Source organism: Simiduia sp. 21SJ11W-1 (assembly GCF_024138675.1).
Lineage (GTDB): Bacteria > Pseudomonadota > Gammaproteobacteria > Pseudomonadales > Cellvibrionaceae > Simiduia.
The window spans coordinates 3,719,993-3,732,765 of the sequence record NZ_CP090959.1 but is presented as its reverse complement, the minus strand read 5'-3'; the positions used below and the strand labels follow the sequence as shown (position 1 = coordinate 3,732,765).

7 protein-coding genes are annotated in these 12,773 nt (G+C 52.0%); all 7 read right to left on the bottom strand.

The features are described from left to right. Nucleotides 1-4: 4 nt before the first annotated feature. Nucleotides 5-1,774: an alpha-amylase family glycosyl hydrolase gene (locus L1F30_RS16420; RefSeq protein ID WP_253357913.1), complete on the bottom strand. Its 1,770-nt coding sequence runs from the start codon at nt 1,772-1,774 to the stop codon at nt 5-7. A 383-nt stretch (nt 1,775-2,157) separates the two neighbouring features. After that, nucleotides 2,158-2,865: a DUF6445 family protein gene (locus L1F30_RS16415; RefSeq protein WP_253357912.1), complete on the bottom strand. Its 708-nt coding sequence runs from the start codon at nt 2,863-2,865 to the stop codon at nt 2,158-2,160. A 38-nt stretch (nt 2,866-2,903) separates the two neighbouring features. After that, nucleotides 2,904-4,394: a tryptophan halogenase family protein gene (locus tag L1F30_RS16410; RefSeq protein ID WP_371922639.1), complete on the bottom strand. Its 1,491-nt coding sequence runs from the start codon at nt 4,392-4,394 to the stop codon at nt 2,904-2,906. Nucleotides 4,395-4,480: 86 nt separating this feature from the next. Next, complete coding sequence (locus L1F30_RS16405; RefSeq protein WP_253357911.1) at nt 4,481-6,001, bottom strand: tryptophan halogenase family protein; 1,521 nt, start codon at nt 5,999-6,001, stop codon at nt 4,481-4,483. A 143-nt stretch (nt 6,002-6,144) separates the two neighbouring features. Further along, the gene (locus L1F30_RS16400; RefSeq protein ID WP_253357910.1) at nt 6,145-9,156 is read right to left on the bottom strand and encodes a TonB-dependent receptor; all 3,012 of its coding nucleotides are present in this window, start codon (nt 9,154-9,156) and stop codon (nt 6,145-6,147) included. 363 nt (nt 9,157-9,519) lie between these two features. After that, the gene (gene glyA / locus L1F30_RS16395) at nt 9,520-10,785 is read right to left on the bottom strand and encodes a serine hydroxymethyltransferase (protein ID WP_253357909.1); all 1,266 of its coding nucleotides are present in this window, start codon (nt 10,783-10,785) and stop codon (nt 9,520-9,522) included. 444 nt (nt 10,786-11,229) lie between these two features. Next, a complete protein-coding gene (locus L1F30_RS16390; protein WP_253357908.1) occupies nt 11,230-12,633 on the bottom strand; it encodes a Type 1 glutamine amidotransferase-like domain-containing protein in 1,404 nt (467 codons plus the stop codon). Nucleotides 12,634-12,773: the final 140 nt, after the last annotated feature.

Sequence of the window (12,773 nt, the reverse complement as noted above, 5' to 3'; positions counted from 1 at the left end):
CCATTCATGGTAGTAGCTCGAATATCGTAGCGCTGGTGGCGGCGAGCGGCAGATCTTTATCCAAAGGGTAGACCTTGCCGGCGAGCACGTCCCTTGCTTGGGTGAAGCCAGCCAGATCAGGTTGCATTGGCGTAAGATCGAGAGCGTGGCGCGCTGGGTTTTTATTGAGTGCGATCAGGAAACGAGACCGGTTGTCGTACCTGAAAAAGGCATAGGTGCCGTTTTTGGGTGCGTATTGGCGCAGCTTGCCAGTGTGTATGGCCGTTGCAGTCTTGCGCCACTGAAACAGATCCCGCACATAGTCCTGCGTGGCCTTGGCATCATCGGAGAGCCGGTGCCCGGTAAAGCCGTTGGTGTTGTCGCCGGGCCAGCCACCGGGGAAATCGCTGCGGATCACACCGTGGGAATCGGTTCCGGGGTTGCCCATCAATATTTCTGTGCCGTAAAACATCTGCGGTATGCCGCGCAGGGTGGCGAGCAGGGTGAGCGCCATGCGTGTGAGCGCAGGGTTGTGGCCGAGCTGTGTGTACGCACGGCTCATGTCGTGGTTATCCAGAAAGATGGTAAGCGCTTGGGCATTGGCATAGCGCCCATCGCGGGCCAGCACGCGGTAGAGTTTAACCAGCCCCGTATTCCAGCTCTCGGGCTCAGTCAGCGCCGCCATGAGGTCTAGCTGCAGCGGAAAATCAAACAGGCTGGGCAGCTGTGTCTGGTAGCCATCGCTGTTGTATTTGCCCGCTTGCCAATAAGCGATTATCTCAGGGTCGGTACTCCACTCTTCGCCAACGAGTGTGAGGCCCGGGTATTCGTGAAGAATGTCTGCTACCCAACGTTTAAGAAATGCCTTGTCAGAGTAAGACCAGGTATCAACACGTATGCCACTGAGAGCGGCCGTTTCAATCCACCAGATGGCATTTTGCGTGAGATAGGTGGCCAGTTGCGGGTTGCGTTGATTGAGATCCGGCATGCTGGGCACAAACCAACCCTCTTGGAATGCCCGTTGATCCGCTCTAGCGGCATGGGGGTCTTGTAAGCTTTCGCGCATGTGATTGGTGGCTACAAATTGCCCACCGTTGTTAATCCAATCGTCGCTGGGCAGATCGTGCATCCACCAATGTTGCAGGCCTATGTGGTTGGGTACCAGATCGATAATCAACCCCATGCCCCTTGCGCGCGCTTGCTCGGCGAGCTCGCGGTAGCGCGCCAAATCGCCGTAGCGCGGATCAATTTTATAGAGATCCGTAGCCGCGTAACCGTGGTATGAACTCTTGGGCATGGCATTTTCGGTAACCGGATTCAGCCACAACTGCGTGACACCCAGCGATTGCAGATAGTCGAGCTGATTAATGATGCCCTGCAAATCACCGCCGTGTCGGCCATAGGGGTCGGCGCGATCGGGTTTGTCGGCGTAGGCAGCTAGCGTGTCGTTTGTTGGATCGCCGTTGGCAAATCTGTCTGGGGTGATCAGGTAAATGAAATCTCTGCCATCAAACCCTTTGCGAGACGCCCCGGTGTTGCTGCGGCTTTTTATGGCGTATTTGTAGGTGAGCGCGGGTTGTTGTGCGTGGTTAAAGGTAAGCAGTGCCGTGCCTTGGGTTTGTATGCCCGCCAGATCCAGCGTGATGAACAGGTAATCTTCATTGTTGGTGCGGGTAACGTGGGTGATCGGCAGTGCCTTGCCATCAGCGGCGGACGCCGAGGTAAATGTGGCCTTGGGCTGGTAGCTGGCGATGGCCTTGCCATACACCATTAATTCCAGCTCGGGTTGTGCCATGCCCGACCACCAATAAGGCGGCTCGACGCGCTCTATGGTTGCGTGGATAAACTGCGAAAAGCCTAGCGTCAGCGCCAGTACCAGGCCGCGCCTGAAAAGGCTGGGGAATCGTTGATAGCTACACATGGCTGTAATTGCGCTGCGGGCTTGGCCAAGGGCTCTCGCAGGAAATTTAATTCGCCCTGCGAAAGGGTGGCGCCATTCTAGCGCGTGGTCATCCTTTGTTATGGAATAGGTCGTGACAGAACCCTCATGCTATGAAACCCGCGCCCGGTGTAACACCACTTGCATACGTATTCATCGCATGTAACCTTCGTCTAATTCTTATTGGAAGCTGTTCGGCTCTAGAAGGCAGTAAGTCTTGTTGTGTTAACCATTACCACTCAGTCAAACTCGATCAGAGTGGTAATGGTTAATCTGCCAGCGGCAGGATCCTTACTGAAATTGGCATCAGCTGGAATATTGCCCGAGTGCAGGCTGGATCCACGGTAGCCTATGATCCGGTTGAATTCAGAGTTCACTGTATGCACCTGATCGAATATATCTGTGCCCTTGGTAATGTATCCCTTGGGTGTTGCGTGGGCATTGCCGAGTTGGCTGCGCAAAATCTGCGTTAACTCGGCTACGCGGCTTTGATCCACATATTCATAGCCTGTCTGCTTATGACGGTAGAGGGATGTACCGGTGTTTTCGCCGTTGCAAAGGTAGTGGACGAAAGCGATGCTCTTGGTCGAAAGCGTATCGAAATGCGGAATTCTCTGGTCGACCGTTAATTGATCGGGGCTGAAGGTTACCATTGAGTAAGACGAAAAACAGGATTTAATCCTGTCTCGCGTGCAACCAAAGTCAGCTTCTAATATATCTTTAAGGTTATGCACCAGGGCCTTGGCGTAGTGCCCTGGAATTGGCATGCGCACGCCTGGGTAAAATGTATCGACGACAGAAAACGCATTTTTATCTATGGCAAACTGGCGCAAAATACCTGCGTCGTGCATGAATGCATCTATTTGCAGAAAGGGTTGTTGCTCTTGCCCGACTTTTAGCCGGGTTACCTTTGCGTTATCACTAATGTCTAAAAATGACTTATCCATCTAAATTATTCTTGGGCAATTTCAGTTTCAGGCCAGCGTTATTGTTCCGCCAGTACAGAATTATGATCTCTGAAGTTAAGCGCGCAATGAGTTAAAAATTTTGCAATTGTCTTTTCACTGTATTGGCTTAGGTAATTGTTAAGTTCGATTGGCTTTAGGTTTGGATAAATGCCGTAGCCGCCAAAAAGTGCATACCAGGAAACGGGTCGATAGGAAGATCGAATGGCGCCCTTCTCAAGCTCAGTGGCTAAGTCTTTGCCTGTAAACCATAGGTCGAGAATGTGGTTCAAGGTGCCTGAAAGATTTTTGTTCTTGCCGTTTTCAATCCAATAATCGGAATCTGCCCTGGAGTTAAGAACATAGTGCGCGACAATATAATCGCGAATGGATTCATAGCCGCTGTTGACGCGCTGATTGAACGCGCTTTGTTGGTCGCGCTGAAAGCCGGAGCTTTCGAATGTGTGGATAAAATCTTCTATGGTGTTGCATACAAGATTGAGTGCCGTAGCTTCCAGCGGTTCGATAAAACCCTGGGATAAGCCAACGGCCAGGCAGTTTTTGTTCCAGTGTTGTTCCAGGCGGCCAACTTTCATTTTGAGGTGGCGCGCTTCTATATCGGCATCGAGCAGGCCCAAATGCTTGCGTAGCTCGGTTTCCGCTTGGTCCGCTGAGCTGAAGGGCGACGCATAGACGTAGCCGTTTCCTGTTCTGTTACGCAGTGGAATCTGCCAGGCCCAGCCAGAAGATAGGGCCGTCGATAGGGTTTCACACCCTATGGGATCTTGTGCCGGAGTGGCAAAGACTACCGCAGCATCGTTAAACAAGTTGTCTGCATAGCTAACGAACTTTGTATTTAATGCCTGCTGGATGATTTTGCCGGAAAACCCGGTGCAATCGATAAAAATGTCGCCGCTGTAGCAGGCGCCGGATTTTCCTGTTAGTGACGATATATCGCCATTGGCGGAGAGATTGACCGAGGTGATTTCATCTTGTATGTGGTTTGCTCCAAGATTAACAGCAAAATCCCTAAGGTATGCGCCTAAAAGATGAGAGTCGAAGTGGTAGCCGTACTCTACTTCGAAGGGGAAATTGATATTTGGAAGCGGGGCGAGATTTTTTTGGGTAAGTATACTGGTAAGGTAATAGTTGTCTGGTTGCCCGTTGACGGCCGCGCCCAGGCGGCGGAGCGACGCATTGTAGAAAAATGCCGGTTGGGTTTTGTTGTCTACATAGGATGCAAAGGGGTGAAAATAACTTTCACACCCAGGCTTGGTAGACCACCCCTTAAAGGTTATACCGTTTTTAAACGTGGCATTGCATTTTGGCATCCAGTCAGATTCAGAGATGCCCAGCTGATCAAAGAAATGCTTCAGGCGTGGTGTTGAGCCTTCGCCCACACCTATGATGCCGATGTCCGGAGATTCAATGAGCTGAATCCTAAAGCCCTTTGGCACCCAACGTTTGGCCATTGCTGCGGCAGACATCCAGCCAGCGGTACCGCCGCCCAGAATCGTAATAGTGCGAGACACTGTGATAGCCTTACTTTAAATTTCTTGTGTATTTTCACTAGCATTGTAATGGCACGATCACATTGCCATTACAATGCCGATGCTGGTTAGCCTTTTGCGGCCAATTGAAGTTCCATTAATCTGTCTTTGTGACGAGGAAAGTTCATACTGCACTTATCAATAAACTCTTCTATTTTATTGATGTTGTATTTATTCGCCTCCTCATTGCCTGGCCTTAGCTGGTGTTTGTCCGGGTAGATACCTTTACCTGTTAATAAGCAATTCCAGGAAATGTTAGGGAAATAAGCATCCAGGCTATGTGTTTCCAGAAGTTGGGTTATGTTTTGTCCCTGCATCCAAGACATCAAAATGGCACGTAGTGAGTCAGAAATGTTTTCATTGTTGCCTACTTCTTGCCAGTAATCACTATCTCTGCGTGAAACGATCCTAAAGTGCGCCACTATGTAGTCTTTAATGGCGTCAAAACGCTTGCTTATGTGTTCGTTAAACAAACGCTGGCCTTCATCAGTATAATCCCCAGCATTGTAAGCTTGAATAAAGCGATAAATTGTTTCGTTGACCATATCGAGTGCCGTTGCTTCTAATGGCTCAACGAAGCCTTGTGACAACCCGATGGCTACGCAATTCTTAACCCAGTGTCGTTGAACGCGGCCTACCGTGAATTTCAGGTGACGAGCTTCTACATCGGAATCAAGCATGCCTAGCGCTTCGCGCAGCTCAGTTTCGGCCTTGTCTTTATCGCAGAAGCGGCCGCTGTAAACGTAACCATTGCCTATTCGATTTGTCAGGGGGATGTCCCAGCGCCAGCCATATTTCATTGCTGTAGATGTGGTTTGGCAATTGGGGTCATCACCTTGAGGTGTTGGCATGACAACTGCCGAGTCATTAAAGAGACTTTTTGAGAAATCTATGAAAGGCTCATTGAGCGCTTTCTTGATTATTTTTCCGTTAAATCCGGATGAGTCAACAAAGAGGTCTGCATGTAAATTGCCAGCTTCTTTGGTAGTAAGGTGAGAGACAAAGCCTTTGTCATTAAGAATTACTTCGTCCACTGTGGCTTGTATGTACTTCACACCTTTGGATTGAGCGTACTCGCCTAAAAATTTGCCAAATAGCCCAGAATCAAAGTGGAAACCGTAGGTGGTTTCAAACGGAAAGTTTTCAACTGGCAGAGGGGCTAGTTTCTTTCTGGCTAATACGGGCTGGAGAAAGAAATGATCCGGATGGCCCTCAAGATCTACACCCTTACGGATTAAAAAGCTGTTGTGAAAAAATGCTGGTACTGTGTGATCGTCTGTTTTTGCATAAAACGGATGGAAATAGGTTTCAAAACCCGGCTTAACTGACCAATCGTTAAAGCGAATACCATTTTTGTAGGTGGCGTTGCACTTTACCATCCAGTCTTCGTCTCTGAGGCCAATGGTATCAAGAAAATTTTTAAATGGCGGAGTTGTGCCTTCCCCGACACCGATAATGCCGATGTCAGGTGATTCAACAAGCGTGATCTCGATAGGTTTGTCTTTCCAGTGATGGGCCATAAGATTGGCCGCCATCCAGCCTGCTGTGCCGCCACCTAAAATCAATACTCTCTTGATATTATCGCTCATTCAATTGCTCGTGTTTTTATCATTAAAATTTAAGTCATTTGCATATTAACGCAATAGATATAAAAAAGCCGCTCATAAACGGTCGTTTAAGAGCGGCTTCCATTTTGCCTGTTTAAATCAGCAACAGGCTACAACTACCGGTGTTAGTACCGGTAGTTAACGCCCATGTAGAACTGACGTCCGTAAGTGTTGTATTCACCAAGCAGCCCATCCACGCCAAAGCTTTGCTTGTTGGCTTCGTCGGTGAGGTTATTCACCTGGAATACCAGATCTATGCCTGTATCAAAGGAATAAGAGCCTTGCCAATCAACGGTGGTGTACGGCTGGGCGATTACTGGTGCTGTATTGCCCGGCACGGGACGATTGAGCGTGTATTCATCCCGGTAGCGAACGTTTAGGTGGGTGCTGAAGTTACCGATGTCCCAGAATCCCGTCACGCTCCAAATGTTCTCAGACAATCCTGGAATTGGAATTGAGTCAGAGCCACTTACGAAATCACCGCTACCGCCAGTGCCACCAATGTCGATTTCACTGTCGTTGTAAGAATAGGTTGCAGTAGCACCTAGACCAGAGAAAACTCCTGGCAGTGATGAAAAGGTTTTGGTAATGGCCAGCTCGACACCTTGGATGTAACCTCCATCTGCGGGCAGATAGGATTCAAAAGCCGCCCAAGCGAATTCATACTGTTCGCCATCCGGCACATCGGGCAGGCTGTAGCCGTTGGCCTCTGCCAATGGGCCAGCAGCTGCGCCACCTACAAAGGTCTTGGCCACAATGGATTTGATATCTTTGTAGAATACAGCTGCAGTTACCATGCCTCCATCTTCGAAGTAGTGCTCGTAAGACAGGTCAAACTGGTCGGCACGGAAGGGATCCAGTGCTGGCGTACCTTTAGTCCATACGTTGTATTCTACGGTGTCGCCAGCGCCACAGCCGCCAATGTCAGAGACTTGGCCAGGCCAGTTGTCGTTACAGTCCTGACCCAGCCATGAACCTGCACCACCTTTCATCTGTCCCACGGGCGGACGGCCCATTACTTTGGCCGCTGCAAAGCGAACATAGTCGTTGTCGGTTAGCTGGAAGTTCAAGTTCAGTGACGGCAGTGTGTCAGAGTAAGAGGCTTTGGATACGGTGTTGACGTAGTTGTTGTTTACAACGCCCAGGCCGTCGGTGATAGGCTCACCTGAGCCATCGCGGGCGTTCTGGATACCGCGCGAGGAAACGTCAGTTTCTACTTGACGCACACCGATGTTACCGGTAACCGGAATGGAGCCCACTTGGAAGTCCAGGTTAGCCATGAGGTAAATAGCCGTCGTTTCCTCTGTCAGGTTACTTGACTCGAGGAAAGTCCACTCGTCACCCCAGGTTTTGATACCGTTGTAGTTCCCGGGGCCAAAAACGCTATCAGCTAGGCCATTTATGTCCAGTACCAAATGGTCTGGAGCGCCCTTGATCGAACCGACGCTGGCAAAATCGCTGATATCTTGAGGCGAGCATTCTACGAAGGTCTTGCCGGGTGCGGCATTGCCTGGGTTGCTTGGGTCTTCGGTAAAGTTACCTTCACACCATGAGCCATCGGCATTGTTGAACAGGCCATCGCGTGAACCCCACTGGAATGTGCCACGGTCAGAAACGAAGGTACGCTCAGATTGGCGGGCACCAACCTCTACGGAGGAAATGAACGGCGTGTCCAGTTCGTATCTCAAATCTAGACGATAGCTGTCTACCTCATCGGTGTATTCGTGGGGGTATTCTTCGTAACGGCTCAGGCGCATTTGATCGGTGCTGGCCAGATCAAGGCCACCGTTCAGTACCATGGTGGGAATCTCGTCACCGTTGCCAGCGACGCTGAAGCCTTGATTTGGCAGTTCGCTCCAGGTTGCGTCGCCGTCGTTGTAATTGTCGTAGGCGTGCATGCTAGCGATACGATCTTTACGGGTTTTGTCACCGGTGCTGGACGACCAGTCGAAGCTCAGTGTAGCCTTTTCGTTGATATCCCAAACGAGGTTCAATCCCATAGCGGTAGATTGCGCGTTGGTGCTCTGGTCTTCAGTACGGGCTTCAATCCAGCCATCAGATGCGGTGATAGCATCGGGATCGCCATGTGCGAAATGGGGCTGGTCGATTAAGTAGTCGAAGGATTGGTTCGCCGCAGATACGTTAGAGAACGCATCTTGAGCATCGTAGCCACCTGCCAACGCGGTAATCACTGAGTGACGAATGTCCTCACGGTCGAACTCAGAGGTGAAATAGTCTGCCTTTATAGTTAGGTTGTCGGTTGGTTGAAAGGCTAATACACCCACAAACGTATCACGGGTGTCGGTTCCCTCACCGGTTTGCCAAGTTAACGCTTCAGGCATTAACAATGTACCAGCATCTGTAGGCGTAGGCTTGTAGCCCAGTTGACCATCAGCAGTTGCAGCGGCGCGAATAAAGGTATTGGTCTGCTCCAAGTGTGAGTAACCTACCGCAACACCTATGGTGTCGTCTGCAAACTTGCCACTGTAAGATGCGGTGAAGCGATTGCCGAGCTCATCTGCACCGGTTTCATCGGCCAGATCGTTATAGGCAAGGCGAGCATTAAGGTTAACGCTGTGTTCCTTTTCTTGATCCAGCGGGTTGATTGTCTTCATATCAACCGTTGCCGCAACGCCACCTTCAATCAGTGATGCTTTAGGTGATTTGTATACGGCGGCTTGGGTAATCAGCTCAGCGGGGTACATGTCGAAGGACATCCAGCGGCTGCTTTCGGTCAATGCTGAAGTGGTGGCTTGCTCGCGACCGTTTAGAGTGGTCTGAAGATAGTCGCCGTTCATGCCACGGATGTTCAGCTGAGATGACTGGCCTGAATCGCGTACAGTGGTCACACCGGGTACGCGGCCCAGAGCGTCAGCGATAGACTGGTCGGGCAGTGAAGACAGTGCACCGGCATCTACAATGTCGGCAATGGTGTCGGCGTCGCGCTTGGCGCCTACAGAGTCAAGGATTGAAGTTCGGATGCCATACACCTGGATTTCTTCCAGAGAGTCGATGGCTTGCTGCTCTTCTGTGCTCACCTGTGCCAAGGCAACGGATGACGATCCGGCGATGACGGCGGCAGAGAGCAAATTGCGTGCAAAACGCGCGCGTGGGTTGGGGTTGTAACGGCTGCTCATAGGGTATCCCTCAGATTACCTAGTTATTATGGTCATGAGAAATCCATGCTAATGACGCAAGCTGCGTAGTCACAAGGCTTTACATACGTATTCATAGCGTTGCAGCCCTATGCATACGAATGCGTAACCCCTTTCGGCACGCAGGGTTTGGCACTTTGGTTTCGCGTAGACCCAGTGTTGTCAATCGGGGCGTGGTTATGCGCCCTTGGCAACGCTATAGAGTGTAGTTAACTGAGGGAGTTTTGCTGGTAAAGGGAAGGGTTTAGCTCGCTGGCTGGCGGTGCCACCTGGTGCAGTTTTTTTATAGAAAGCAGGCGTAAAAAAACCCCGCCTTATGCGGGGTTTTGTGGACGCTGTTAACCCTTAGGCGCCATACACCGGGAAGCGCTTGCACACTTCCAGCACCTTGGCCTTCACTTCTTCAATTTTAGAATCTGCGTTGCCGGCTTCCAGCGCTTCAAGTACATCGCACATCCAGTGGGTCAGCTCGATGGTTTCGGCTTCTTTAAAGCCGCGGGTAGTAATGGCTGGCGTGCCAACGCGCAGGCCCGAGGTTACGAAGGGCGAGCGTGGGTCGTTGGGTACGGCGTTTTTGTTCACGGTAATGTTGGCTGCGCCCAGGGCTGCATCGGCGTCTTTGCCGGTGTATTCCTTGCCAATCAGGTCAACCAGCATCAGGTGGTTTTCGGTGCCGCCTGAAACTATCTTGATGCCGCGCTCAATGAAGGTGGCCGCCATTGCCTTGGCGTTTTTCACTACCTGCTGCTGGTAGGCTTTGTAATCATCGCTCATGGCTTCTTTGAAGCTCACCGCTTTTGCCGCAATCACGTGCATCAAGGGGCCGCCCTGGCCGCCGGGGAATACCGCGGAGTTGAGCTTTTTCTCAATGGCTTCGTTTTTGCGCGCCAGAATCAGGCCGCCACGGGGGCCGCGCAGGGTTTTGTGGGTGGTGGTGGTGGTTACATCGGCAATTTGCACGGGGTTGGGGTATACACCCGCTGCCACCAGGCCTGCCACGTGGGCCATGTCTACAAACAGGTAGGCACCCACTTTGTCTGCGATGTCGCGGAAACGCTGCCAGTCCATGATTTGCGAGTAGGCAGAGAAGCCCGCCACAATCATCTTGGGCTTGTGCTCAACGGCCAGGCGCTCAACTTCGTCGTAGTCGATCAGACCGGTTTCAGTGTTGATGCCGTATTGAACCGCGTTGTACACCTTGCCAGAAAAGCTTACCGAGGCGCCGTGGGTCAGGTGGCCGCCGTGGGCCAGGCTCATGCCCAGCACGGCATCGCCCGGCTCACACAGTGCGGCGTATACCGCGCCATTGGCCTGGGAGCCTGAGTGGGGCTGCACGTTGGCGTAGTCTGCACCGAACAGCTCTTTGGCGCGCTCGATGGCCAGGGTTTCAGCGGTATCCACGTATTCACAACCACCGTAGTAGCGCTTGCCCGGGTAGCCTTCGGCATATTTGTTGGTGAGCTTGGTGCCCTGGGCCACCATAACCATGGGGCTTGTGTAGTTTTCAGAGGCAATCAGCTCTATGTGTTCTTCCTGGCGGCGCTCTTCGTGTTGAATGGCGCTCCAGAGTTCCGGGTCGAAGGATGCAATGGTTTGTGATTTATCAAACATGGGGTAGCCCTGCTATAGCCTGACGAGGTGAAATTTTGAAGGCGCGCATTGTACCCCATTCATGACGAATATTTAGGCAAAATGCATGATTCAAGTGTTGTTTCCTAAAGGAAACGGAAATTTACTATGGGAAATCTTGTGAGGCAAGGTGCGCTGCAGGTCGCGGTTGCGCGAAAGCTTTGTCCGCTATGGGCAAGCTGGCATCTAGTTTATTGGGATGCACTTTGCGCGGGAGTGTTTTGCGCAAGGAGCACTTGGCGGCTGATATCGCAACGCCTGGGGTTTGGCTGCTTGTAAAAGCCGGGGGCGAACCACTAAGCGTGAAGGCAGCTGCCGGCCAGGTAAATCCGATGGCTGTTGAAATAAAAAAAGCGGGCCATGGTGTGTGGCCCGCGAGAGGTCTGTATCTGGGAAAGATGCAGATTAGGAGGAAGAGCGCCCTACCTAGTTATAGGGCTGGTTAATGTAGAAGTTGGTGTTGCGCCCATCAATGCCAATGGCTTTCGGGCTGACGTTGCTGGTGCCGTTGTTCAGGTTAAAGGTATCGCCGGCGCGCAGTTTGTAACGCTGGAGGCTTTCGTAAATTACCGCCTGCCCACATTGCGTTTGCGTGCGCTGAGTGCTGCTGTTTTCACGCAGCACATACACATTGCCTGCACCGTCTACTACACCTTGGCCATCTGCGCCGAAGTAAATGGCGGTGGCTTCATCTACACCAATACCGGTGGTGTTGGTGCTGAGGTTTGCCATGAACACCATTAACCGGCCCATGCGATCGCGCTCGGCAAAGTGGGTGTCTGTAATCACATTTTGCATGATTGGGGTGGTTAAAAAGTCGCTGGAAATGTTGATGTACTCGTGGCACAAATCCGTTACCGCTTCATCTGAATAGACGCCCAAAATGCCGTCTGGGTCGTAAATGAATTCAGATTGCACAGCGTTACCGGCAGAGGTGCCGCCAATGATGCCGCCTTTTTGGTACACGTGATCAATGGCTGCGCGCAGGCCTGTGCCCGCCCATTGGTTGAGGTAGTCTGATTGATCGCCACCGGCAATCCAAACAAACTCCGCAGACTCTACCGCCCAAATTACGTAGGGGTCGTCGGCCAGTGAGCGGCGATCAACAATCAGTGTTTCTACCGAGTCTGCGCCAGTTAAACCCTGCAAGTAGGTGTTGTAGGCATCGGTGCCGCTGGTGCGCAGCACCACAATATCGCCGCCACCAATTTTTGGTGTTACCCGATTGCTGAAAGCTGCGTCCACATCGGTGCCACCGCCCATCAGCAGTAAGCCGCCGTCGCCCTGATTGAGCGATACACACTGGTCATCGCCGTTGCCCACAAGGTAGCTGCTTAGCGGGCCGGGTTTGTTGGGCCTGTCGCCGTAGCCGCAATCGCCACTGCCGCCGCCACCGGTGCCACCGCCAGAACCGTCAAAGCCTGTGAGTGAAAGCTGGTAGCTGCCGGTGCCTTTATAGCGCACCACTTTTACATAGTAGCGCCCGCCACTGGGCACGCTAACAGTGCCTGTTTCAGGGTTGTTGCTGGATTCGCCGGCACCCAGGGCACCGCCACTGGCGGGGTACACCAGCCAGTCAAAATCGTCGCCACCACTGTGGCTCAGGCTTACATTCACGTTGGTGGCTGAATCTACGTCGAAGTAGAACCAGTCTACGTCGCGCCTGTTGCCAATTGCTCCCTGCACTGCTTGATCACTGCAAACCGGTCCGTTGGCGTTGCTGTCTGAGTTGTTGTTCTCTGCTTCTGTGGTGATGCACGCCTGTGCGCCGAAAGAGAACAGGGCACTGCCAAGTGCAATACTGGCAATGAGGGAGCGTTGTGTTTTCATAGTGCGAGCCCGTTGTTATGTTTTATTTGGGCAGATTACCGTGCATGCATAGCGGGTGCTGCGCGTGCGCCGGTGAACGCATCTGCCCGTTCATCATTGGCCGAGGTGGGGCCAGTTACAATTGGGCCGACGCAATTTTG